The 23788-nt window shown below is 60.6% G+C and carries 19 protein-coding genes; 9 read left to right on the forward strand and 10 right to left on the reverse strand.

The annotated features are described in order from the left end of the window. Nucleotides 1-2: 2 nt before the first annotated feature. The 3 genes from AABM55_RS25895 (at nt 3) to AABM55_RS25905 (ending at nt 2445) form a co-directional block, all read left to right on the forward strand. The gene (locus AABM55_RS25895; protein ID WP_347928114.1) at nt 3-815 is read left to right on the forward strand and encodes a zinc-dependent peptidase; all 813 of its coding nucleotides are present in this window, start codon (nt 3-5) and stop codon (nt 813-815) included. Between the two features lie 122 nt (nt 816-937). Beyond that, nucleotides 938-1465, forward strand: coding sequence for an inorganic diphosphatase (gene ppa / locus AABM55_RS25900; protein WP_019693833.1), 528 nt, complete (start codon nt 938-940; stop codon nt 1463-1465). Between the two features lie 230 nt (nt 1466-1695). Further along, on the forward strand, nt 1696-2445 hold the full coding sequence (locus AABM55_RS25905) for a helix-turn-helix transcriptional regulator (protein ID WP_347928115.1): 750 nt from the start codon (nt 1696-1698) through the stop codon (nt 2443-2445). 407 nt (nt 2446-2852) lie between these two features. On the opposite strand, the gene AABM55_RS25910 is transcribed toward AABM55_RS25905, so the two are convergent. Then, nucleotides 2853-3866: a PDDEXK nuclease domain-containing protein gene (locus AABM55_RS25910; RefSeq protein WP_347928116.1), complete on the reverse strand. Its 1014-nt coding sequence runs from the start codon at nt 3864-3866 to the stop codon at nt 2853-2855. Nucleotides 3867-4129: 263 nt separating this feature from the next. Here AABM55_RS25910 and AABM55_RS25915 point away from each other — a divergent pair, with 263 nt between their 5' ends. Beyond that, complete coding sequence (locus AABM55_RS25915; protein WP_347928117.1) at nt 4130-4579, forward strand: DUF3828 domain-containing protein; 450 nt, start codon at nt 4130-4132, stop codon at nt 4577-4579. Between the two features lie 138 nt (nt 4580-4717). After that, nucleotides 4718-5863 carry a Fic family protein gene (locus AABM55_RS25920; protein ID WP_347928119.1) on the forward strand — a complete coding sequence of 382 codons (1146 nt, stop codon included), beginning with the start codon at nt 4718-4720 and terminating at the stop codon, nt 5861-5863. Here the strand turns inward: AABM55_RS25920 and AABM55_RS25925 are convergent. From AABM55_RS25925 to AABM55_RS25950, 6 genes are read right to left on the reverse strand one after another with little or no spacing between them, the layout of a single operon-like run. Next, a complete protein-coding gene (locus tag AABM55_RS25925; RefSeq protein ID WP_347928120.1) occupies nt 5854-6666 on the reverse strand; it encodes a DUF2135 domain-containing protein in 813 nt (270 codons plus the stop codon). The genes AABM55_RS25920 and AABM55_RS25925 overlap by 10 nt on opposite strands. Before the next feature lie 3 nt (nt 6667-6669). Next, nucleotides 6670-8301 (reverse strand): DUF2300 domain-containing protein, encoded by a 1632-nt coding sequence (locus tag AABM55_RS25930; RefSeq protein WP_347928121.1) that lies wholly within the window; start codon nt 8299-8301, stop codon nt 6670-6672. A gap of 1 nt (nt 8302) precedes the next feature. Then, nucleotides 8303-12874, reverse strand: coding sequence for an alpha-2-macroglobulin (locus AABM55_RS25935; protein WP_347928122.1), 4572 nt, complete (start codon nt 12872-12874; stop codon nt 8303-8305). Further along, nucleotides 12871-13521: a DUF1175 family protein gene (locus AABM55_RS25940; protein WP_347930086.1), complete on the reverse strand. Its 651-nt coding sequence runs from the start codon at nt 13519-13521 to the stop codon at nt 12871-12873. Before AABM55_RS25940 ends, AABM55_RS25935 begins: the two co-directional genes overlap by 4 nt. Continuing rightward, a complete protein-coding gene (locus AABM55_RS25945; protein WP_347928123.1) occupies nt 13506-15230 on the reverse strand; it encodes a DUF2138 domain-containing protein in 1725 nt (574 codons plus the stop codon). Before AABM55_RS25945 ends, AABM55_RS25940 begins: the two co-directional genes overlap by 16 nt. A 51-nt stretch (nt 15231-15281) precedes the next feature. After that, a complete protein-coding gene (locus tag AABM55_RS25950; RefSeq protein ID WP_054594235.1) occupies nt 15282-16073 on the reverse strand; it encodes a YfaP family protein in 792 nt (263 codons plus the stop codon). 342 nt (nt 16074-16415) lie between these two features. Here AABM55_RS25950 and AABM55_RS25955 point away from each other — a divergent pair, with 342 nt between their 5' ends. The 4 genes from AABM55_RS25955 to AABM55_RS25970 all read left to right on the forward strand — a co-directional run bounded on the left by AABM55_RS25955 (nt 16416) and on the right by AABM55_RS25970 (nt 21624). Then, a complete protein-coding gene (locus tag AABM55_RS25955) occupies nt 16416-16658 on the forward strand; it encodes an exodeoxyribonuclease VII small subunit (protein WP_027617730.1) in 243 nt (80 codons plus the stop codon). After that, on the forward strand, nt 16655-17542 hold the full coding sequence (gene ispA, locus AABM55_RS25960; protein WP_347928124.1) for a (2E,6E)-farnesyl diphosphate synthase: 888 nt from the start codon (nt 16655-16657) through the stop codon (nt 17540-17542). The genes AABM55_RS25955 and ispA overlap by 4 nt, the downstream gene beginning before the upstream one ends. Before the next feature lie 110 nt (nt 17543-17652). Then, the gene (dxs, locus tag AABM55_RS25965; protein ID WP_123584544.1) at nt 17653-19551 is read left to right on the forward strand and encodes a 1-deoxy-D-xylulose-5-phosphate synthase; all 1899 of its coding nucleotides are present in this window, start codon (nt 17653-17655) and stop codon (nt 19549-19551) included. A 189-nt stretch (nt 19552-19740) separates the two neighbouring features. Further along, nucleotides 19741-21624, forward strand: a complete 1884-nt coding sequence (locus AABM55_RS25970) for a TonB-dependent receptor (protein ID WP_347928125.1) — start codon at nt 19741-19743, stop codon at nt 21622-21624. 151 nt (nt 21625-21775) lie between these two features. On the opposite strand, the gene AABM55_RS25975 is transcribed toward AABM55_RS25970, so the two are convergent. Genes AABM55_RS25975 through ribA form a run of 3 tightly spaced genes read right to left on the reverse strand, consistent with a single transcriptional unit; the run spans nt 21776 to nt 23606 of the window. After that, nucleotides 21776-22573 (reverse strand): cobalamin-binding protein, encoded by a 798-nt coding sequence (locus tag AABM55_RS25975; protein ID WP_347928126.1) that lies wholly within the window; start codon nt 22571-22573, stop codon nt 21776-21778. Then, the gene (locus tag AABM55_RS25980; protein ID WP_347928127.1) at nt 22573-22992 is read right to left on the reverse strand and encodes an MFS transporter; all 420 of its coding nucleotides are present in this window, start codon (nt 22990-22992) and stop codon (nt 22573-22575) included. The genes AABM55_RS25975 and AABM55_RS25980 overlap by 1 nt, the downstream gene beginning before the upstream one ends. Continuing rightward, on the reverse strand, nt 22989-23606 hold the full coding sequence (gene ribA / locus AABM55_RS25985; RefSeq protein WP_019693842.1) for a GTP cyclohydrolase II: 618 nt from the start codon (nt 23604-23606) through the stop codon (nt 22989-22991). The genes AABM55_RS25980 and ribA overlap by 4 nt, the downstream gene beginning before the upstream one ends. Nucleotides 23607-23788 lie beyond the last annotated feature (182 nt).

Consider the following 23788-nt stretch of genomic DNA (forward strand, 5'->3'; position numbering starts at 1 on the left):
CCATGTGGTTCCTCAACGCCTGGCGCCGCCGGCGTACGCTGGCCAAGCACCCCGTTGCCGATGAAACCTGGCAGCGGGTGCGCCAACACCTGAGTTTCCTCGACGGCCTCAGCGAGGCCGAAGACCACTGGCTGCGCGAAGCCGCTGTGCTCTTTCTGCAAGAAAAACACCTGACCTGCCTGCCCGGCGTCGAACTGCACCAGGAACAACGCCTGTTGCTCGCCGCTCAGGCGCAATTGCCGTTGCTACACCTGGGCGACTTGAACTGGTATCAGGGTTTCCACGAAATCGTGCTCTACCCCGACGACTTCCTCAGCCCGCAGCGCCATCGCGATGCCAGCGGCGTCGAGCATGAATGGAACGGCGAGCACAGCGGCGAAGCCTGGCAACAGGGGCCGATCATTCTGGCCTGGCCGGGCGTGATGGCCAGCGGGGGCTGGGAAGGCTACAACCTGGTGATCCACGAACTGGCGCACAAACTCGACATGCTCAACGGCAATGCCAACGGCTTGCCGCCGCTGCACAGCGACATGCGCGTCAGCGACTGGGCGAAAGTCATGCAACACGCCTACGACGACCTTAATCGCCAACTGGATCGCCATCCGCACGCCAACACCGCCATCGACCCTTACGCGGCGGAAAACCCGGCCGAGTTCTTCGCCGTCACCAGCGAATACTTCTTCAGCGCCCCGGATTTGCTGCACGCAACTTATCCACAGGTCTATCAGCAACTGCAGCTGTTTTACCGCCAGGACCCTCTGGCCAGGCTCGAGCAACTGCAAGCCACCCATCCGGGCTATCAGGCACACGACTAGCTTCCTGCCTGGGTCTATACGACCTCTGGTACGTGGCGCAGGCGACGGAATATGCCTATAATCGCCGCCACTTTTTGGTCAATCCGGCCAAGTCATTTGGCCACTTACGGGGGCACCGCCCAATGAGCTACAGCAAGATTCCGGCTGGCAAAGACCTGCCGAACGACATCTACGTCGCGATCGAGATTCCGGCCAACCACGCGCCGATCAAATACGAAATCGACAAAGACAGCGATTGCCTGTTCGTTGACCGTTTCATGGCCACCCCAATGTTCTACCCGGCCAACTACGGTTACATCCCGAACACCCTGGCGGACGACGGTGATCCCCTCGACGTGCTGGTCGTAACCCCTTACCCGGTTGCTCCAGGCTCGGTGATCCGCGCGCGTCCAGTCGGCATCCTGAACATGACCGACGACGGCGGCGGCGACGCTAAAGTCATCGCTGTTCCACACGACAAGCTGTCCCAGCTGTACGTCGACGTGAAGGAATACACTGACCTGCCAGCGCTGCTGATTCAGCAGATCGAGCACTTCTTCGCGAACTACAAAGATCTCGAAAAAGGCAAATGGGTGAAGATCGAAGGCTGGGACGGCGCAGATGCCGCTCGCGCCGCGATCATGAAGTCGGTTGCTGCCTATAAAGGCTGAGACGGCATTGGCTGAATGCCACTGACCTCTTGAAGAAACCCCGGTTATCCGGGGTTTTTTTATGAGCGTTAAAACATCAACTTAAACAGTGCGTTTAATGAAACAAAGTCTAACGTTTAGACATGTTTAATATTAACTAACAATATCCTTCACCACAGCAGAATATTCCCGCGAAGATTGATCCGGTTGTTTATTTAATCCAGCCACCCCGGCCCGTAAACTCCGTATTCATGAAAAAGCACAAATGCGGCCCACGCTTCAAAGCGCTCCTGAAAGAGGTGAACATCACCCCGACGGCATTCGCGGCTTTCTGCAACGTCGAGCCCCAGCACGTGAACAACTGGTACATCCGCGGCGTCCCCTATCCGCGCATGGACGAAATCGCCCGCCTGTTAAGCGTCAACAGCCTGTGGCTGCTCAACGGCGAAGGCCCCAGGCGCCCAGGCCCGGGCCAACTGGCCGATCAGACCGGCAACGTTTTCGACGCACAAGAAACACGCGGCGTGTACACCGTGAATATCGATTCGCTCGATGTAGAAATCCCGCTGTATAAAGAAGTCCCTATTACCGCTGGCGCCAGCGAAACCGAGGTCGTCGAAATCCCCGGCGAGTTCATCCGCCTGCCGCGAAGCCACCTCGAGAGCCTGGAGGTCGAACCGGCCCAAGCCATCTGCGTGCCCATGGTCGGCGACAGCATGTCGGAGAAAATCGAAGACGGCTCGACCCTGGCCATCGACCGCAGCCTGACCCAGGTCGTCGACGGCCAGATCTACGCCCTCGAACACGCCGGCATGCTGCGCATCAAATACCTGCACCGCCTCCCCTCCGGCGCCCTGCGACTGCGCAGCCACAACAGCAACGGCTACCCCGACGAAATCTTCAGCGCCAAACAGATCGAAGAACAAAACATCGAAATCCTCGGCTGGGTCTTCTGGTGGTCCACGCTGAACAAACAGAGGCCACCGGTGCCGTTCAGTTGATACCAAGTCGCCCTTATCGCGGGCAAGCCTTGCTCCTACAGTGTTGAGCCGACCGCGAATTCGTGAACGACATAAAACCGTAGGAGCAAGGCTTGCCCGCGATAGCGCCCTTCCGGGCAACACAACCTTCAAACTCATAGGCCTTTTAAGCAGTACAACGCTCTGGATAGTACTTCACGCTGGGAATTCCCCACAAAAATCAGTATGCTGCGCCCCACATTTGCATCGCCCCGCCCTGTGCTGGTCCGATTGCACCGACAAGGCAGATGACTTTCTCGCCAAGTCCCACAGCCGGACGCAAGATCCGGGTGTACGTTTTGAAGGCTGGTACGGTTTACCAAAAATAAACCAAGCCCGTCCCCGAGAAGCCGGCCACAAGCCGGCTTTTTAATGTCTGTTGGAAAGCTTCAGGACTCGCCACCATTAAGGGCATAGAACTCGTGCAGCTTGGCCTGTAACAACTTCTTGTCCGGCAATTGCGTCTGGTACTCCGAGATCAATGCCGGTGAAAGTGAACGGTTGAGAGCGTACTCGACCACCTCATTGTCCTTGCTGGCACACAGCAGTACACCAAGCGCCGGGTTTTCATGGGGTTTGCGGACATTGCGGTCCAGAGCCTCAAGGTAGAAGTCCAGTTTCCCCAGATACTCTGGCTCGAAGCGCCCGACCTTGAGTTCGATCGCCACCAGACAGTTCAGCCCACGATGGAAGAACAGCAGATCCAGGGCAAAGTCACGGTCACCGACCTGCAATGGATACTGCGAACCAACGAAGCAAAAATCCCTTCCCAACTCGATCAGAAAGTCCCTGAGCCTGCGTAACAACCCTCCATGTAAGTCAGCCTCGACATGTCCTTGCGCAAGGTCGAGAAATTCGACCATGTACGTATCCTTAAACACACTCATCGCTTCAGGATGCATTTGCCTCAGCAGTGGTGAGACTTTCGCCGGGCTGATGACGGAGCGCTCAAACAGAGCGGTTTTGAATTGACGCTCCAGTTCTCGGCTTGACCATTTCTCCTGAATCGCCATACGCAGGTAAAACTCGCGCTCTTCAATGCGCTTGCTTTGATTGAGGATAATCAGGTTTTGGGTCCAGGGTAATTGTCGCAGCAGTGCTGCGACTTTTGCGTCGTGCCTGTACGCCTCGTAAAACTTGCGCATGCGAAAGAGATTAGCCCTGGTAAAACCGCGCAATCCAGGCTGAGTTCGCGCAAGGTGAGTAGCCAATTGAGCAACCACTCCGTCACCCCACTCTGCGGATTCGATCTTCCTGCTGATATAAGTCCCTACCTGCCAGTGCAGCTCAATCAACTCGGTATTGACCGCCTGCACCGCCCTCTGGCGAGCGGTAACAATTAGTTGTGTGATTTCATTAAAGCTTGCATCAGGGGACAACGAGGTGGAGGTGAGATCATTCACGTAAGGGCATTCCTGTTCTATAGGCGACGCCCTTGAGTACTCCCAACCTTGAGAAAATAAAAATCACAAAGTATGTCGACGTAAGACGGTCTCACGGATAACCAGAATCTTGCGGTTCGGTGGACGTGGACCATTCCCACTCCACCCCACTAGCCGTCCATTGACGGCCCTCCCCCAAAGCGCTCAACCTATCCGGCGCCTGAACGGGCTCGGCGGATGCCCCACGCCTCGCCCAATCCCAACGAGTCTGTAAGGACACAACCATGAGAAAGTGGCTTTCCCTGCTGTTCGCCGCAGCGGTTTTTCATCCCCCTGTTGCCTTCGCCGACTGCGCCAGCTCCCCCAAGCCCGTGGCCGAAGCTTTCTATAACGGGTACCTGCAAAGCTTCAGCGCTGGAAAAGATCCGTTGACCGAAGATGTTGCGCAGATGAAGCAGTACGTTTCGGACGAGCTGATCGACAAGATCAAAAAGCAGATGGCCAGCCCGGATGGGCTCGAAGAGGACTATTTCATCAAGGCTCAAGACTACATGGAAGAATGGCTCACCCACATCCAGGTCAGTGAGCCACTCGTGCAGGGAGCCTCAGCCAGGGAGCAGGTGACATTGGGCAATACGCCCGATACAACCCAGATCGTTGATGTGTTGCTGGTCAAGAACAATGGCTGCTGGAAGATCAATGACGTGCTGTCCACAGCGGATCAGAGTGATTGAGTGATGGCCGACCGCTTCTTCTGAATCGCCAGGCGCACTGACGATCTACTGGACGGTGAGCCGAATAGCTCACACAATCGGCTCATCAAATGAGCCGAATAACCTCCTTATTCGGCTCACACTCAAGAGCCCTTCCCCATGGACCATCCTCGCTGGATCTGGCAACAGCCCGATTGGCCGCACTTTCACTGGCAGTCCGAGCGCTTGTCGCCGCTGTTGCGCGAGTGCGTGCTGGCGCAAGGTCGCTTGCTGGGGATGTCCAGTTATGTGGGGGCGGAACTGACCGCACAAAGTGAGCTGGATTCGTTACTTCAGAACATCGTGACCTCATCCGCCATTGAAGGCGAACAGCTTAATGTGGGTTCGGTCCGTTCTTCGCTGGCCCGACGTCTGGGCCTGGAAGACGAAGGCGACAGTCGCGTGAGCAAGCGCAGTGAAGGGTTGGCGGAGTTGATGCTGGATGCCACCCAGCATTTCGCCGAGCCGCTGAACCTTGAACGCCTGCTGCGCTGGCATGAGTGGTTGTTCCCTGCTCAGGAAGAAGACTTCAATGCACGCAATATCCGTGTCGGCGCCTTGCGTGGAGATGAGCCGATGCAGGTGGTTTCCGGTCGCCTGGATAAGCCGACCGTTCATTTCGAGGCCCCTGCGCGGGACGGCTTGGAGCAGCAGTTGGATGCCTTCCTCGCCTGGTTCGAAACCAGCCGCGCCAAGACACAACTCGATCCATTGCTCCGTGCCGGCATCGCGCACTTCTGGTTTGTGACCCTCCATCCGTTCGACGATGGCAACGGGCGTTTGACCCGTGCCCTCACTGACTTGGCGCTCGCTCAAGGCGAAAACCAGGCCATCCGTTTCTACGCCATGTCCGCCAGTATCCTGGATGATCGCGCCGGTTATTACCGGGTGCTGGAGACCTCTCAGAAAGCCACGCTTGATATCACCGAGTGGCTGGAGTGGTTTCTGCAAACACTATTGCGCAGCCTTCAACAGGCTATGGTTCGTATCGACCGCGTGCTCGGCAAAGCGCGTTTCTGGCAACAGCATCGAGAACATCCGCTGTCTTCAGAACAAGTCAAAGTACTCAATCGCTTGCTCGATGGCGGCGAGAACGGCTTTGAGAACGGCATCAGCGCTGCCCAGTATCAAGCCGTGGCAAAAGTATCCAAAGCCACCGCAACCCGACACTTGACGGAGTTGCTGGAGAAAGGCTGCCTGATGCGTTTGCCAGGGGGCGGTCGTAGTACTCGGTATCAGATCAGCTACCCTCCCCCTCACGGATAACTAAACGCCCGAACCAGCGTCAACTCCCCCACCGCCCGCATCGGCACGACAAACGTCTGCATCTTCTCGTCAGGCGTTCCCTCTTCTGTAATCACCGTCACCTGCGCTGTCGTCAGCGGCTGAACAGCATTCTCCTGCCCCTCTTCGCCACTGCGATAGCCGCCTCCAAAGTAATTCAGATACACCAGGTATTGCCCCTTGATCGGTGCCGGCATGGAAAAAATCTCCGGCCCGTATCCGGTGGTGACGTCGACATCCAGCGCCGCGCCATTGGGCGCCACACGGTCGCCGTACCAGATGTGTGCGCCATCAGGGGTGATGAGGTGCAAATCCAGATCGGTGTTATCGCTGTCCCAGGACAGCAGGACCCGCAGTTTGGCCGGGGTCGCACCGCCGCTGAGGTGGAGGAATTGAGTGCGGTGGCGTTGCTGACCGTCGGGGCTGCGGACTTCGACGCTATTGCTGCCATTGGGGAATGAAAACGGGCGGTCGAAATGTCCGGCGGGGTCGAGTTTCAGCGGCATGCTGACGCCGTTGACGATGAGTTTTCCGGGCTCGTTGCGCTTGGGCGTGGCTTTGATTTGACCGCTAATGCGAGCGGTGTTGGCCTGGCCCACCGGGGTGTTGACCGAGGAAGCCGGGTAGTTGACGGTCTGACGGAAGTTTTCGCCTTCACCTTCGGCGGCACCGATGCGCCAGCCGCCGACAGGAGTGTCGAGTTTGACGGCATCGGCTGCCATCGCCATAGGCAATGCAGTCAAAGCGCAAAGGAACAGGATGACCTGTGGATAACGATGTTTCATGGCCTATTCCAGTAAAAGGTGGCGGGCAAGCCCTTCGATGTAGGTTTCGTCCTGGCCGTTGGGGTGCGCATCGAAGGCCAGGTGCAAGTATTCGTGAGTCAGGTCCAGGCGATCCTGTAGCGACAGCACGCCGCGCACGTAAATGCGCTGACGTTCGCGGTCGACATAAGGGTGACCGAAGGCGAGGCGGCAGACGGCGAAGGTGCTGACTTCGTTGTAGCCGACTTCGCTTTCAAGGCGTTGGCGCCAGCCGCGGCGCTGCTTCTGCAGCCAGTCTTGTGCGGCGGGCAGGGCCTCGCAGGAGGCGACGGGATTGTCCCAACGGCTGAGGCTCGCGCGCGGGTAGGCGTGAAGCAGGATCGCGTCGTAGCGCTGGCCGGCACTGGCTTGTTCGACGGCTTGCTGCCAGGAGAGTTTGTCTGTGCCGGTCTGATCGGAGTGGTAAGTGACGGTGCTGCCGGCAAGAACCAGGTCGCTGGTCCAGGCGGCAATGTTGCGCGAGTCCGCCGCGGCCGGGCGCGGGGCGACGCGCTGACGACTGCTGCTGTCGTCGATGCTCAGGCAGTCACCGCTGCGGGTGGCATTTTGCAGCAGGTAGGTGCGGATCGCGACGGCCAGGGCTTTGGCCGCTTCGGCGGGCTCGGGCCTGGCTTCGCGCTGGAGGACGCGAGCGACGTATTCTTCGCGGTCCAGGCGCGCGACCAGCTTTTGTGAAGGGCCGTCCTTCAATAGAAACAGCTCGCCATCGCTGTGGATGTCGAGTTGGTTACCGTTGACGAACTCGACGCGGTAGTCGCCCTGCAAGGGGCCGGGGGGCGCCACGCGATCACCTGAGAGCACGCGTTGCAGTGGATAGCGGGAGAACAGGCTGACTTCAACGCATCGCCCCGCTTGCGCAGGCCAAGTGGACGGCAACACGCTGGACAGCGCCTCTGTGTAGTTACGCAAGACCCTCTGGCTGGTGCCCCGCCCGCCGGCCCAGATCGGCGTTCCGTCCGCCAGCCATCCGGCGAACCCGCCCTGACGCGACGATGGGTCCTGATCCCCCAGCCAACTCCAGGTTTTCACTCGCAGGCGGCCACCGAGTTCACCCACTGCATTGCCATCAGCAGCGTTCAACACCACATCCAGCAACACTCGACGGGCCTGATCCTGCGCCGGCATCAGCGCCAGGGCCTTTAACAACTCAGCCACCGAAACCCGGGTTTGCGGCTGCAACGACGGCAAATCCAGCAACCACTCCGGCGCCTGACGCGCCTGCCAATATTCCCGCCAACCGGCGTCAGTAATACCCAACCGCTGCGGCTCGAAATACAGCCCGCAGGATTTCGCCAACGCCTGATCCCGCCCAATGCTCCCACCAGCGGTGCAGCAATACACTTCTTCTTTCGACTGCCCGCGACACTCATAAACCGGCTCACGAGCGCCGGTATCGACCAGCCACCCGTAAACGAACAGCTTCCATACACTCCCCAGCGGCGTTTGCAGCGTCTGCGGCAACGGCTCGCGCGCCATCACCTGAGTCCGGCTCAACTGCAGCAACTCACCCTTCAAAGCCAGGCGCAGCGGCTCGTCCTGCGCCGTGGCCAGCGCAGGGATCAGACACAGCAGCCACCAGACCAGAGGCCGGATCATGTCATTTAACCGTGATCTGGCCGAGGGCCGGCTTCTGTTCCAGGGCCTGGTGCTGTGGCGCATAGACCTGGGTAAAGCGTACCGGCGGCAGGTTGAACTGGCCTTTTTGCGAGAAGCGCACCAGATGACGCAAGCGCAATTCACCGCTCAGGGCATCGACCGGAATCGCGTAGGCCAATTGTCCCGGTTCGAAACGGGCCTTTTCCAGCGAGCTCGGCTCGCTGCCGGCCTTGCCCATGAGCTTGATGCCCCAGGTCGTACGCTCTACATCCGCACCGGGTGGCAGCGGCACTTCGAGCATGCCGTAGCGCAGTGGCTTCGCGGCGTTGCTGGCGATGATCACTTCGTCCAGGTACAGGCTGTCACTGGACAATGGCTGGGCGCCGACCGCTTCCAGCTTGAAGTTGAAGGCTTCGTCACCCGGCACCAGCCGCGACAGGCGACGAGTGATGGTAACGGCCATCGGATCGAATGCCGGTTGCTTGCTCTGGAAGCTCAACGCGGCCCGCAGCGGACGCTCCTGGGCGCCGGTCAGGGACAACACGCCAGGCACTTGCGCACCTTGCCACTGCCAGTAGATTTCGCCGGTAGCGCCCTGCCCTTGCTTCCAGCCTTCACCCGGTGTCAATGCAACGGCGGGTGAAGCCTGTTCGATGCTGCGTTGCAACCAGGTCAGCGCCAAAGCACGCTCCAGGGTCGATTGCTGCGGCAACAGACGTTGCAACAACGCTGTCGCGCGTGCCTGATCGAAGGGTTGCAGCGACAGGTTCAAGGCTTCGACAAATGGCTGGGAGCTGACGGCCAAACGTTGCCGGGCATCCGCCAGTTGCCGATTGAAAGCGTCCGGCAGATTGACCTTCGCCTGTACGGCCATCGATGCGGTCAGCACGCGAGCACTGGCCAGACCCAGCGCCGAGTCCGGATCGCTCATGACGATGCTGTCTTGCCCCTCGTCCATCAGGTTTGCAGCATTGCCCTCGCCCGCTTTCGCCAGATCGTCCATCAAACCGCTGAGCAACGTGTTCACCGGCAATTGCATCTGCCTGGCGAACGACACAATCAGCGCTCGCTGCAACAGCGGCGTGTCCTTCGCCTGTTTTGCGTAGATCTCCAGCACCTGCTGCCAGTGCTCCGGCGGCAGACTCAGATCCAGCGCCTTGCTGGCGTACCAGTCGGCGTAATAGGCGTAAGCGGTGAGGAACGCATCCGGCTCGCCATCCTGGCCCCACCAGGTGAAGCACGCCGAAGGCCCGGCCATTTGCACCAGCCGCAGACGGCTGTTCTGCATGATCAGCCGCAAGCGGTCGCGAATCCGCGGGTTCGATGACAAGGTCGGGTAAGCGATGCTCAGCGGCAGCAAACGACTGGCGGTCTGCTCGACGCCACCGTACGGGTAGCTCAACAGGTCGCCTGCGGCCGAACGGAACAGTGCTTGCGGGCTGTCATCCAGCCGCAGGCGGATATCGCTGGCATCCGCCGGCAGGGTCAGCGGTGTATCGCCGCCGAGCACATCCAGACTTTGGCTTTGAGTCACTTGCCAACCTTCACCGGTCGCGGTCAAGCGCACGGCCAGGGCGTCTGCAGTTTTGCCATTCTGCACCAGCTCGGCGGTCCACTCGCCACTGGCCAATGCAAAGGCGGGTAGCGCGATGTAGTTGATGCCGTTGTTCAGGGTCACCGGCACACGCTGATCGATGCCGCCGTAATGGCTCACCAGCTCGGCCTTGACCGGTTTCTCGGACTGGCTGAAAGCGAACACCCCGAGATCCGGTTTGTCGCCGCTGCGGAATTTGCTGGGCCCGCTCCACTTCAGGTACAGCGGTTTGTCCGAGCGCACGAATTGCTTCTTCTGACCGACCTGACCGTCATCGGCAATGGCCCGGGCGGTGATGCGCCAGCGAGTCAGGGAGTCGGGCATCTTGAAGGTGAAACGGGTCTTGCCGTTGGCGTCGGTCATCAACTCCGGCTGCCACGCCGCCGTGTCGACGTCTTCGCGGCGTGGTCGCTCCAGCACTTTCACTCCGCGCTCGCTACGGTTGGCCTTGCCTGGCGCGCCAGGGCTGCCCGGCAAGGCCACGTCGTAGCTGATGAACGACAGGCTGGCGCTGGTGCGCACGTTGTTGCGCCGTGGGTGGTAGAAGAACTGGTCGATGGTCGGCGCGACTTCCGGTTGCAACGCGTAAATCATTTCATCCACCACGCTGACCGTCAGGTGCGCCGGAACCGGCTTGCCGGCGAACCGGGTGGTCAGGTCCACCGACACGGTGTCGCCCGGCTGGTAGCTGTCCTTGTCGGTGGCAATGGTCACGTCGATCTGCGGCGCGACGACTTTGATGCCGATGTTCTGGAAGCTGTACTGGCCGCCCTTGGTGTAGAGCACGGAGAAGGTCAGGTTCGGGGCGAACGTGTCCTTCACCGCAATCCGCGCGCGGTACTGCGTGGGGCTGAGTTTTTCCATTTTCAGCCAGTCGCCGCCCTTGGACAGCAATGCCGTGGCCTCGACTTTGTCGCGCTCCAGAGACAACAGGGCATCACTGACCGGCTCGGGGAAAGTGATCAGTGCCAGCGCTTCATCGCCCGCCTTGTACTCGGGTTTGTCGAGAACGATTTCCACAGTGCCTGGTACGGCTTTGACCCCGTCACCGGTGACCGAATGGCCGGTACCACCCAGCGCACGACCGTGGTCATCCTTCAACGTCAGGTTGTAGGTACCAGGGCGATCGAACGTCAGTGCAAAACCTTTATCCGCGGCCGCGAGCTTGCCCTCGCCCTGGGTCTGGTCTTCCAGGCGCACCCAACTGTAGGTGCTAGGGCTCAGCGCTTTGCCCTGCTCGCTGCCACCCTCGTTGGCGTAGCTGAATGCAACCTTGTCGCCTACCGCACTGAAGCGCTGCGGCGCGCTCAAGCGGAAACTTGCGGCGCCGCGGTCGATGAGGATTTCCTTGGTGGTCTTGACCCGATACGCCGCGCCGTCGCTGGCGAACACCGTGAGCATGTAGCGACTCGGTTTCTCGGCGGCCGGCAGGTCGAGTGTGGCGTTGCCCTTGGCATCGGTGGTCAGTTCGGTGCTGGTCAGCTCCACCGGGAATTGCCCGAGGTATTGCAGCTCGTTATCGACCATCGACAGTTGCTGGGCGCGCAGGCTCAGGCTCAACTTGGCGTTGGCCACGGGCTTGCCGTCCGGGTACAGCAGCACGAGGCTACCCTTGACCGGTTCGCCGGTGCGGTAATCCTGTTTGGCCAGACTCAGGGAAATCTCGAAGTGCGGCTTGATGTATTCAGCAACGCGAAAGGCACTGCTGTAGGCCTGATCCTTGTAGCTGAAGCGCAGCTCATAACCACCGGCCACAGCGTTTTCCGGCAACTGGAAGCGGCCCTGGGTACCGGCCTTGGAATCCAGCTTCAACGCCAACGATTGCAGCACGGTGCCGGTGGCATCCAGCACGCTGACGTTGACGTCGGCAGCCGCTGGCAGCACCGAATCCCGGGCGTTCTTGAACTCGCGACCCACGATTTTCAGCGACACCCAATCCCCCGGCCGATAGAGCGGACGGTCGGTGAATGCATAGAGTTTGGTGTCGTAGATTTCACTGTCGTAATAGAAGTTCTCGGAGACAAACACCCCGCCCTCTTCGTCTTCGCCGATCACGAAGGAACGCTCCGGGCTGACGTGTTTCAGACGCAGCAAACCATCGGCATCCGTGGCGCCACTGCTCATGACACCCAGGCCATCGGTCCACAACACATTGACCTTGGGCACCGAACTGCCTTCATGTTTGCGTGCAGCCCAGACCAGTAGTTCATCGCCAGCAATCTTGCTCACGGCCACGGTGTTGGAGACGAACACCATAGTGGTCGCACGGTACTTGCCGATCAGCGCCTCCACCAGATACAGCCCCGGCTTCAGGTTACCCAGCGGGATGTAGACATTACCCGGCGCGACACTGATGAACTCGCTGGAAGAACCCGCCAGGTTCACACCCGCAGGCGGCTGGATCGGCTTGGCCTCCCACAGCGGATAACGAAATTGGCTGACCACCGGCAAACCCGGAATCAAGGCAAATTGCGGCTGCGCGTCGTAAGGCGTGCGCGCGACGATGGCGGTGCCCATCTTCAGTTCCGGCACTTGCTCGGTGACCTGTTTGCGAGACTCGTAAGAAAACGCTCGCTGCATCACCCGACGGGATTTGCGGTACCAGCTGTCCCACAGGTAGGCGAGGGTGTTCGACAGGCCTTCGCCCTTGAACTGGCCGTCGCTGACCACGCGGTGCAGGTTTTTCTGACGCTTGAGGAAATCCAGCGGCTTGTCGATCCGATAGACCCGAATGTCCGCGCCGCCGTAGGGCTCCATGCGATACCGACGATAGTCGCGGCCCGGCGCTTCGAGGCGAACCATCGCCTGCTCGTCACTGGCAAAACTGCTGTCGGCCAACAGAAAAAAACTTTCACCGGCCACCGCCGTGTAGCCGCTGGGCTCGACGGAATCATCGGCATTGACCGTGGCCAAGGGGGCCAGCAAGGCCAACAACAGGGGCAGTCTTGAACAAATGCGCAACATGCGGGCACCGATCATTGGGAGAGAAAGTTCAGTCGATAGACGCCGATGAAGTTGGGGTTGGCTGCGTCGGGAATCCATCGGGTGTCCTTCCATGTCATGAGTTGCTGCAGGCTTGCGGAGCGCATGCCGTTGTCGGTTGGGGTGGTGGTGCCGGTGTGATAGGCGATGTAGCGGCCCATCCAGATCATCAGGTGCTGGTCGTCGCCCTGATCGAAAAACATCAGATCGCCAGGCCGGGCCTGGGCCAGGTCGCGGCCCACCAGACGGCTGTTGAACTGAATCAGCTTGATCGCATTGACGTAAGGTCCGACCTTGCCACCGCCCTGCTGCCATTGCTGCGCGAGGCCGCGCTGGGCGTCGCTCAATTGCAGTTCCGGCGGCAGGTAGCGGTTGGACAGGCCATTGCTACGTAGCCATTTGTCATCGTGGACTTTCAGCGCTTCGTTGGCGGCGAAACGTACCAGCCCGGCGCAGTCCTGCTGAAACCAGCGCGGGCTCGGGCCCTGGGTCAATTGTTCCTGGGCGATGCGCACGAACCAGGCGCGAAAGACCTGGGATTGCTGCGGGTCAAGCGGCGCGGCTTCGCTGGCAAATGCCCGCGTGCCGAGCAGCAGCGCCAGCAGGCCAAGGCCTCGGATGAGTGCCGTCACAGGGCTTTCCATTCCAGCGGCAGCCATTGCCAGTGGCCATCGGGCTCGCTGCCTTTGGGCAATGTCAGGGCGTATTTGCCGTAGCCGCCGAGCGTGCGCAGTTTCGGAATCAGGTAGGTTTGCGCGGCGTTGTAGAAAACCGGCTCCATGTCTTGCGGCAGGCTATCCAGGGTTTCCCGCTGCATCAGCTGTGCCATGGAATCCGGGCCAAAGTAGAGCGGCGTCAGCTGATCTTTCGGCAACACGTCGGCCAGTGGCGGGAAACGTTTGTCGAGGGTGCCGAGGGCCTTGTCCACCAGTGTGTCGTCGAGGGAGAACAGCAGCGTCGAGCCGTGGCGCGCCAGGCTCACCCGCAGGAATGCCTTGGCGGCGATTGCGGCAGGCTGCTCGGCTGCCTTGGCCGGGTATTGGCCAAAGTTGGAGCTGACCTGGCGCTGCCACCGATGGGTTTCGCCTTGCTGTTTCTCGACCACCGCAAAGGCGCGTTCGGCGACGTTGCGTTCATAAGCGCCCACCATCGAGCCAAACAGCTTGCCCAGATCGCCGTCGAGCTTGGCACTGTCCTTGTCATTCAGGCTGGCGACCAGCAACGGCGTGTACAACCGTGAGTCGGCATACCAGCAGAGGCCAGCGGCACCGGCCACATGGTCGGTCAGGGCCTGGGCTACCGCTTCGTCGGCGCCGAGTTTCACCAGCAGCGGTTTTTGTTGTTCGGCGGCCAGCGGCAGGGCCACGCAGGCGCTGGCGCCTATCGGCATGGCTTGCCAGATCGGTTTGAAATCGAAGTCCGGCTGGTTTTCCAGCTCATCCATGGCCAGGAAACTGTGCCAGCCCTTGTCGTCCATGTCGAAACGCAGCCCGGCGAAGTTCGGGATGAAGCGCTGGTACCCCATGGCTAATACGCTGGAGTTGACCGAGAGGCGTTGTTTGACCTCCGGGGCTTTAGGTTGCAGCCCAAAGGCTTCGGGGAAGAGTTTTTCACCACCCAGCAGTGCTTCCAGCGCCTGGGTCGAGACCATGCCGTGCTCGTCGGTCGGACCATGGCCCATGTCATACAGCTTGCGCGGGTTGGACAGCACCACCAGTTTGTCGCCGTGAGAAGCAAACACCAGGGCTTTGCCGGCGTTGTAGGTGAGTTGATAAACCGGCACCACATCGCCGGCGACTTTCATCTCGCCGAGCTGGCTCAACTGCGAATCATCCAGCGCCACTTTAGCCAGCGGCTCCAGCACCTTGGCCAGGCCACCGCGATCCATCACCAACAGGAAGTCCTTCAGGCGACCATCCGCCCCACGCCACAGCGCCACGTCTGCTGGCTGATCGAATAGCTGTTCGATCAGGCTGTCCTGCAACTTGAGGTCATGCTCGTAAATGATCCGGCGCAGACTGCCGATCAACCCGAGGCGATCGGCATGGGCTTCGTAATAGAAGACGAAATCTTCGGTCAGGGTTTCCTTGAGAAATGGCACTGTCAGCAAGTCCTTGGGCAACTGGCTCAAGGAACGGGTTTCCAGCAGACCGTCCGGCCGGCTCATGCCCAGTTTGTCACTGGCCAACTGCGCAGGCGGCGCCTTGGGTTTGTGCATGAACCATCCCAACCCGCCCGCCACGCCGGCCACCAGGCACAGCCCGATCAGCAGCGCCGGCCAACGACGAGAGGTGTTGGCCGCAGGTGCGCCGGCGGCCGGGGAATCGGCCGGTGAAATCGTCTTATCGCTCATGTTCACGCTCATGTTCCCAAAGCTCGGCAATTCATCCGTGGTGCGGGATGTTCAATAGTTGAAAGTCTTGACCAGCAACAGATCACCGATAGCCCGCAAGGGCACGATGAACGTCTCGCGTTTTTCGTCGACGGTGTTTTCGTTGAGCACCAAATTGATCTGCGAGGTGATCACCTCGTTCTGGTTGCTGGACTCATCGAAGTTATAGCCGCCGCTGCCGAAGTTGCCCCAATAGTTCACGTAAACCAGATAGGTGCCATGCATCGGTGCAGTCATGGTGAACATTTCCGGGCCAGGGCCATCGACACCATCCGGGTCGAGGCCACCGCCATTGGTCAACGTCGTATGGGCGAAGAACGCATGCTGGCCATCGGGAGTAATGATGTGCAGATCGAGTTCGGCCTTCGGATCGTCCCAACCCAGCACCACGCGAATCCGCGCCGGGGTGCGCAGGTTATTCGCTTCATAGAACTGCACGCGCTTGAGCGACTTGCCTTCGGAACTACGAACTTCAACGCTGTTGGAACCGGCACCGAACGCATACGGTCGGGTGAAACGCCCGTTGTCATCGGTGTACAGATTCAGGGGATTGCCGTTGACCGCGAGGGTGTGAGGCCCGCGTAGTGTGCCAATGGCCTTGAGCTGCCCCTCGATCATCGTGCGATTGCGCTGCACGCCCCGATCGATGGGCGGTGTGGGATAGGCGACTTGAGGGTTTTCACTGCGGTCCAGCAGGCCGTTATAGCGCCAGCCACCCACCGGTTCCGAGACTTCGGCCGTGGGCCCTGCCCAGGCAGCCGAGGCGCAGACCAGTGTGATCAGCAGTGAAAGAAAACAACGCATGTGACGCCTCCTGCCATGCATAACGAAACCTTGCGCCCGGTCCTCGGCGCGTTACAGATCAAAAAACTGTGTTTCGTCAAAAAGACCCGTGGTTATTGGGTCGTAGAAAGCGCGAAGGTTAGCGATATGGACGGTTTTTAACAATCAGATACAACTAAATTTGCGGCGAGGATCACGCCCGCGGCTGGACGACGGACCGAAAAGTGGATCGATCGTCAACAGGTTCTGACATCAACGTGGCTTTTACCCCGCAACGGCTGCGCCAAATACCCCGCCCATTTGCCCCTCTCCCCCCTATCTGCTAGTGTCGCGCCGGTTTAACGTCTACCGGAAATCGCCGCCATGGCCCGCAAAAAAGCTGCACTGGATTTCGAACAATCCCTCGCCGACCTGCAAACGCTGGTCGAGCGCCTGGAGAACGGCGAGCTGTCGCTGGAAGACTCGTTGACCGCTTTTGAGCAAGGCATCGGTCTGACCCGTGATTGCCAGGCTGCGCTGGCGCAGGCCGAGCAGAAGGTTCAGGTGCTGCTTGAGCGTGATGGCGAGCTGTCCGAGGCTCCCTTTGACGCGGAACAGCCAGAATGATCGCGGCGTATTCGGCCAGCAGTCAGGCCCGGGTCAACGCGGCACTCGAAACCCTGTTCACCGCGCCGAGCCCTGAACTCGCACGTTTATATGAAGCCATGCGCTACAGCGTGATGAATGGTGGCAAACGCGTTCGTCCGTTGCTGGCCTATGCAGCCTGCGAAGCGCTGGGCGGTGAGGCTGAGCACGCCAACGGCGCGGCTTGTGCGGTGGAGCTGATCCACGCGTACTCGCTGGTGCACGACGATTTGCCGGCGATGGACGACGACGATCTGCGTCGCGGCCAACCGACCACGCACAAGAAATTCGACGAAGCCTGCGCGATTCTCGCCGGTGACGGCCTGCAAAGCCTGGCATTCAGCGCTTTGCTCGACCCGCGCCTGAATTCAGCCGACGCTGAAACCCGCCTGCAAATGGTCAGCGCCCTGGCGTTGGCGGCGGGCCCGGCCGGGATGGTCGGCGGTCAGGCCATCGACCTGGGGTCGGTCGGCTTGAAGCTCGATCAAAAAGCCCTCGAATACATGCACCGGCACAAGACCGGCGCGCTGATCGAAGCCAGCGTCAAGCTTGGCGCCCTGGCCAGTGGCCGCGCCGAGAAAGACCAACTGAAATCCTTGCAGACCTATGCACAGGCCATCGGCCTGGCGTTTCAGGTGCAGGACGACATTCTCGATGTCGAAAGCGATACCGAAACCCTCGGCAAGCGCCAGGGCGCCGATATCGCCCGGGACAAACCGACTTACCCGGCGCTGCTCGGCCTCGATGCGGCCAAGGCCTATGCCCTGGAACTGCGCGATCAGGCCCTGCACGCACTGCGACCGTTTGACGCGTCGGCCGAGCCGCTGCGTGATCTGGCGCGCTATATCGTCGAACGCCGCAACTGATCCGGCGCCCGTTGCCCACCGTAAATCGGCCAAGTTCCGAGCTCTGCGTGGGCAGCGTGCGATGCATCAGGTAAACTGCCGCCTCTTTTATACCTATAACGATTCGCCTGATGCCCACGACGTTTCATGAGATTCCCCGCAAGCGCCCGACCACGCCCCTGCTCGACCGTGCCAACACGCCGGACGGCCTGCGCCGGTTAGGCGAAGCCGAGCTGGAAACCCTGGCGAATGAGTTGCGCCTGGAATTGCTCTACACGGTCGGTCAGACCGGCGGGCATTTCGGTGCTGGCCTGGGTGTTATCGAGCTGACTATCGCGTTGCATTACGTTTTCGACACCCCGGACGACCGGCTGGTGTGGGACGTAGGTCATCAGGCCTATCCGCACAAGATCCTCACCGGTCGCCGCGAACGCATGGCCACCCTGCGCCAGAAGGACGGTCTTGCGGCCTTTCCGCGTCGTTCCGAGAGCGAGTACGACACCTTTGGCGTCGGCCACTCCAGCACCTCGATCAGCGCAGCGCTGGGCATGGCGATTGCCGCCCGCCTGCAAAACAGTGATCGCAAGGCTATCGCAGTGATCGGCGACGGCGCACTGACCGCTGGCATGGCGTTCGAAGCGCTGAACCACGCGCCGGAAGTCAACGCCAACATGCTGGTGATCCTCAACGACAACGACATGTCGATCTCGCGCAACGTTGGCGGGCTGTCGAATTACCTGGCGAAAATCCTTTCCAGCCGCACTTACGCCAGCATGCGTGAAGGCAGCAAAAAGGTCCTGTCGCGCCTGCCCGGCGCCTGGGAAATCGCCCGTCGTACCGAAGAATACGCAAAAGGCATGCTGGTTCCCGGCACCCTGTTCGAAGAACTCGGCTGGAACTACATCGGCCCGATCGACGGCCATGACCTGCCGACCCTGATCGCCACCCTGCGCAACATGCGTGACCTCAAGGGCCCGCAGTTCCTGCACGTGGTGACCAAGAAAGGCAAAGGCTTCGCCCCGGCGGAAGTCGACCCGATCGGTTACCACGCGATCACCAAGCTCGAACCACTGGACGCTCCTGCCGCCGCGCCGAAAAAAGCCGGCGGGCCAAAGTACTCCGGCGTGTTTGGCGAGTGGCTGTGCGACATGGCTGCGGCTGACCCGCGCCTGGTCGGTATCACCCCGGCAATGAAAGAAGGCTCCGACCTGGTGGCCTTCAGCGAGCGCTTCCCGCTGCGCTACTTCGACGTGGCGATTGCCGAGCAACACGCGGTCACTTTCGCGGCCGGCATGGCCTGCGAAGGCGCCAAACCGGTGGTGGCGATCTATTCGACGTTCCTGCAACGCGGTTACGACCAACTGATCCATGACGTCGCGGTGCAAAACCTCGACGTGCTGTTCGCCATCGACCGTGCAGGCCTGGTGGGCGAAGACGGCCCGACTCACGCCGGCAGTTTCGACCTGTCGTTCCTGCGCTGCATCCCCGGCATGGTGGTGATGACCCCGAGCGACGAAAACGAATTGCGCAAAATGCTCAGCACCGGCCATCTGTACAACGGCCCGGCGGCAGTGCGTTACCCGCGCGGCACCGGCCCGAATGCTCCAATCGAGAAGAACCTCGAACCGATCGAAATCGGCAAAGGCGTGATTCGTCGCCAGGGCAGCACCGTCGCCCTGCTGGTGTTCGGCGTGCAATTGGCCGAAGCCCTGAAAGTCGCTGAAAAACTCGATGCGACCGTGGTCGACATGCGCTTCGTCAAACCGCTCGATGAAGCGTTGGTACGCGAGATCGCCGGCAGCCACGAGTTGCTGGTGACCATCGAAGAAAACGCCATCATGGGCGGTGCCGGTGGCGCGGTCAGCGAGTTCCTCGCCCGCGAGAACATCCTCAAGTCGATGCTGCATCTAGGCCTGCCGGACGTCTACGTCGAGCACGCCAAGCCGGCGCAAATGCTCGCCGAGTGTGGTCTGGATGAAGCGGGTATCGAAGAAGCCGTACGTCAGCGCTTGCAGCTGCTAGGCCTCTAAACCGCCAGGAAGTACGCACCCCCTGTGGCGAGGGGGCTTGCCCCCGTTCGGCTGCGAAGCAGTCGTAAAAAAGCCAACGCGTTCCTGCTGAAGAATCGCGTTGGCTGGTTTTGGGGCTACTTCGTAGCCCAGCGGGGGCAAGCCCCCTCGCCACAAAAGCCCCCACAAAAAGCCCTCGACACTGTGCCCATGAAGTTCCCCCGCCTCGCCCTGACGTTGAGCCTTTTGCCTGCCGGTCAGCTTTTGGCCGACACCTTTGAGCGCGAGCAAGCGCTGAAACTGCCGGACGTACTGATCAGCGCCAACCGCCAGGTCGAAGCGCGCAACGACAGCAGCGCCGCCAACACTGTGTTTACCCGCGACGACATCGACCGCCTGCAACCGAGCAGCGTGACCGACCTGCTGAGCCGGGTGCCGGGCGTACAAGTCGCGCAAAGCGGTGGCCGTGGCAGCCTGCCGGGGATCTATATTCGCGGCACCAACTCAGCGCAAACGCTGGTATTGGTCGATGGTCAGCGCATCGGCAACTCGACGTCCGGCGACAGTAATCTGCAGCACCTGAATATCCAGCAGATCGAGCGCGTGGAAGTACTGCGTGGTTCACGCTCGGTGATTTATGGTAGCGACGCGATTGGCGGAGTGATTCAGATCTTTACCCGTCGCGGCGCCGAGTCAGGCCTGCAACCGCGCTTGCACATGGGTTTTGGCAGTCACCAGACCTGGGAGCGCAGCCTGGGCGTGTCCGGGGGCGACGCGCAAACCCGTTTCAACCTCGGTGCCAGCCTCGATGACACGACTGGGATCAATCGCACTCATACGTCCTACCCCAGCGATGACGACCATGATGCCTATCGCAACCAGTCCGTCAGCCTGAGCCTTAGCCATGCCGTCAATGACGATATCGAGGCCGGCCTGAACATCCTCGATAACCGTGGCAAAAACGAATTCGACAACCCGTTCGGTCGCTACGACATCAGCTCCGGCAACAGCGTCCAGCAAAAGCCCTACAACGATTTCACCGTGAGCAGCGTCAGCAGTTATGTCGACGCACGCATCAACGATGCGTGGAAGTCCCGCGTGGAACTGGGCCACAGCGAAAACCGCGAAGAAACCTTCGACAAACTCAGCAACGATCACAGCGTGTTCAACACTTACCGCAACTCGCTGAACTGGCAGAACGACCTGACGCTGAACCGGCAGAACAGCCTGATTCTTGGCGGCGATTGGTATGAAGACCGGGTCAACAGCAGCACAGCGTTTGCCGAAGACAGTCGCTGGAACCGCGCGGTGTTTATCCAGCATCGCTTCCAGGCTGAAAGTTTCTCCACCGAACTGGGTCTGCGTCGCGATCAGAACCAACAGTTTGGCGGCCAGAACAGCTGGAGCGGCACCTTCACCCTGCCATTGAACCCGGACAACGACGTGCTGCTGAGCTACAGCGAAGGCTTCCGCGCGCCGACCTTCAACGACCTCTACTACCCGGACTTCAGCAACCCGCACCTGAAACCCGAAACCTCGAAAAGCTACGAGGTACAGTGGCGTAGTCAGCTGAGCGAAACCAGTCGGCTGGAAGCCTCGCTGTACCGCACCGACCTTGAAGACGCGATCATCTTCGGTAGCCATTCGCGCCCGGAAAACATCGCATCGGCGCGGATCAATGGTTTCGAAGCCGCCCTCAGGCAGGAGTGGTTCGGCTGGCAGAGCAACCTCGGCGTTGCGGTCATCGACCCACGGGATCAAGACAGCGGCCACACCCTGGCCCGCCGTGCACGACGGACCTTGAGCCTGGATCTGGACCGTCAGTTTGATCGGCTCGGCCTCGGCGCCAGCTGGCAAGCAGTGAGCGGCAGCTATGACGACAAGGACAACCGCCAGCCGCTGGGCGGTTACGCCCTGCTCGGGTTACGCAGTCGTTGGGCGGCGAGTCACGAGGTCACGCTGGAAATGAAAGTCGATAACCTGCTGAACAAGAACTACAGCCGCGCGCTCTACGAGCATGACGGTAGCCAGTACGGGTATCGGGAAGAAGGTCGGGCGTTGATGTTTGGGGTGACGTGGATGCCGCAGCTCTAAAGACCGCCTCGGTCATTTGTGGCGAGGGGGCTTGCCCCCGTTGGGCTGCGAAGCAGCCCCAAATTCAGCAACCGGTTCTAATCAGGCACACCGCATCAACTGGATTACGGCTGCTACGCACCCGAACGGGGGCAAGCCCCCTCGCCACAGGTTAACGCTGTGGCGCGATCAACCGGCACAACTTGGTGGTCGCAGCGATCATCTGCCCGCTCGGCCGCTCCAGGCCTTTATCCGCCACCAACAGCAATTGCCCCTGAGCCACCGCGGTCATCTGCGGCCAGGCCTTCCAGGCGTCGAGCTGTGCCTGGCTACTGGCAAGGATCACCTGGGGATTACGCGAAAGCACTGACTCCACACTGACCTGCGGTGCCGGCAAGGTCATGTCGGCGAACACATTGCGCGCACCGCACACCTCAAGCGCATCGCTGATGATCTGCCCGCCGCCCACGGTGTAGAGCGGCTGATCCCAGACCTGATAAAACACCCGAAGCGGTTCTTTGCGTTGATAGCGCTGGCGTAAATCGTCGAGCTGCTTGCGCAAATCAACCGCAAGCATGCGCCCACGTTCAGGTCGGCCGAGCTGCTCGGCGATCGCTTCGATTTGGTGGGTCAGTTGTTTGAGGTTATGCGGTTCGGCGACGTAGGTCGGGATCCCCAATCGGCTCAGTTGCTCACGCTGCGCCGGGCCGACACTGCCAGGCCAGAGCAACAGTAAATCCGGCTTGAGACTGAGCAGGCGCTCCATATCCAGCTGACCGTAACGGCCAACAGAAGGAATGGAGTTGAGTTCTGCAGGACGCTCGCCAGCATCGAGCACGCCCACCAGCAGGTCGGCCGAGCCCAGTTCAACGACGATTTCCGAGAGTGACGGCGCGAGGCTGACCACCCGCTCTACCGCGACCGCCGAGCCACTGACGGCCAGCAGCAGAACCGCCAGCCAACCGCGCATCAGCCGAGTTGACGCGGAATACGGTAAAGGTAGAACAGTACCGTGGTCGACAGCGCCAGCAGGACCAAAGGTACTGCTTCGAGGCCGACGAATACCGCCAGAGCACCGACCCAGGCTGGCAAGGCCGCGACAAGGAATGCCTGACGGCGTTTAGCCGCCAGGGCAATCCAAGCAGCGGGTTCTTCCGGGGTATCGAGGGCTTTCTGGGTGGCGATCAAGGCATGTTTGTAGCCGCCGAAAAACCGCAGGCTGACAAACATCGAGGCCACCCCGGCAATGAAAAACGGCATCGCCAGCACCGGCAAAAACGCCTCGCTCTGGCCGAACACAGCGTTGATCACCAGCAGCGGCAGCAAAGCCAGCGCCAGGTATTGCCACCAGTTGACGGACAGTCGCCGCCGGACCTGACCGCGAGTCACGCCCGGTCTGCCTCGCCCTGATGCTCGTTGCCCATCATGTGGTCGAGCTTGCTGGCCTTGGTCGCCAGGTAGAGCTTGTTGTGCGGATTGTGGCCGGTGTGCAGCGGCACGCGCTCGGCAACCACGATGCCCATGTCGGTCAAGGCTTTGACCTTGCGCGGGTTGTTGGTCATCAGGCGCAGGGATTTCACGCCCAGGTGCTCGAGCATCGGCAGGCACATGGCGTAGTCGCGCTGGTCGGCAGCAAAGCCCAGACGCTCGTTGGCTTCAACGGTGTCGGCGCCGCCATCTTGCAATTCATACGCGCGGATCTTGTTCAGCAGGCCAATGCCACGACCTTCCTGACGCAGGTAAAGCAACACGCCGCGACCTTCGCGGGCGATCGCCTGCAACGCCGCCTCGAGTTGCGAACCGCAGTCGCAACGCTGGCTGAACAAGGCGTCGCCGGTCAGGCATTCGGAGTGCAACCGGCCGAGTACCGGGGCACCGTCGGCGACATCACCCAGGCTCAGTACGACGTGCTCGCGGCCAGTAGCCTCATCGAGAAAGCCATGCATGGTGAATTGCGCAAAAGGCGTTGGCAGCTTGGAAGCGGCGACAAAAACGACAGGCACCTGTGTGCTCCTGATCTGTATGTACTGGAGATTCGCAGAGGCGGCATTGTAACAGCAGGTTCCTACAGACGCTTAGGCTGAATTATCGGCCATAACGATCAAAAAGTTTGATCACTGCGCTACGAGACCAAGCAAACGCGCGGTTCCGTAGCAGCTGGCGCAGCCTGCGTTCGTGTGCGCAG

Origin of the sequence: Pseudomonas helvetica (assembly GCF_039908645.1) — a bacterium.
Taxonomy (GTDB): Bacteria; Pseudomonadota; Gammaproteobacteria; order Pseudomonadales; family Pseudomonadaceae; genus Aquipseudomonas; species Aquipseudomonas helvetica.

Excerpts from the sequence above, each read along its gene's own strand:
- AABM55_RS25895 (WP_347928114.1), top strand. The coding sequence starts at position 3 with ATGTGGTTCCTCAACGCCTGGCGCCGCCGGCGTACGCTGGCCAAGCAC.
- ppa (WP_019693833.1), top strand. The coding sequence starts at position 938 with ATGAGCTACAGCAAGATTCCGGCTGGCAAAGACCTGCCGAACGACATC.
- AABM55_RS25905 (WP_347928115.1), top strand. The coding sequence starts at position 1,696 with ATGAAAAAGCACAAATGCGGCCCACGCTTCAAAGCGCTCCTGAAAGAG.
- AABM55_RS25915 (WP_347928117.1), top strand. The coding sequence starts at position 4,130 with ATGAGAAAGTGGCTTTCCCTGCTGTTCGCCGCAGCGGTTTTTCATCCC.
- AABM55_RS25920 (WP_347928119.1), top strand. The coding sequence starts at position 4,718 with ATGGACCATCCTCGCTGGATCTGGCAACAGCCCGATTGGCCGCACTTT.
- AABM55_RS25925 (WP_347928120.1), bottom strand. The coding sequence starts at position 6,666 with ATGAAACATCGTTATCCACAGGTCATCCTGTTCCTTTGCGCTTTGACT.
- AABM55_RS25930 (WP_347928121.1), bottom strand. The coding sequence starts at position 8,301 with ATGATCCGGCCTCTGGTCTGGTGGCTGCTGTGTCTGATCCCTGCGCTG.
- AABM55_RS25935 (WP_347928122.1), bottom strand. The coding sequence starts at position 12,874 with ATGATCGGTGCCCGCATGTTGCGCATTTGTTCAAGACTGCCCCTGTTG.
- AABM55_RS25940 (WP_347930086.1), bottom strand. The coding sequence starts at position 13,521 with ATGGAAAGCCCTGTGACGGCACTCATCCGAGGCCTTGGCCTGCTGGCG.
- AABM55_RS25945 (WP_347928123.1), bottom strand. The coding sequence starts at position 15,230 with ATGAGCGATAAGACGATTTCACCGGCCGATTCCCCGGCCGCCGGCGCA.
- AABM55_RS25950 (WP_054594235.1), bottom strand. The coding sequence starts at position 16,073 with ATGCGTTGTTTTCTTTCACTGCTGATCACACTGGTCTGCGCCTCGGCT.
- AABM55_RS25955 (WP_027617730.1), top strand. The coding sequence starts at position 16,416 with ATGGCCCGCAAAAAAGCTGCACTGGATTTCGAACAATCCCTCGCCGAC.
- ispA (WP_347928124.1), top strand. The coding sequence starts at position 16,655 with ATGATCGCGGCGTATTCGGCCAGCAGTCAGGCCCGGGTCAACGCGGCA.
- dxs (WP_123584544.1), top strand. The coding sequence starts at position 17,653 with ATGCCCACGACGTTTCATGAGATTCCCCGCAAGCGCCCGACCACGCCC.
- AABM55_RS25970 (WP_347928125.1), top strand. The coding sequence starts at position 19,741 with ATGAAGTTCCCCCGCCTCGCCCTGACGTTGAGCCTTTTGCCTGCCGGT.
- AABM55_RS25975 (WP_347928126.1), bottom strand. The coding sequence starts at position 22,573 with ATGCGCGGTTGGCTGGCGGTTCTGCTGCTGGCCGTCAGTGGCTCGGCG.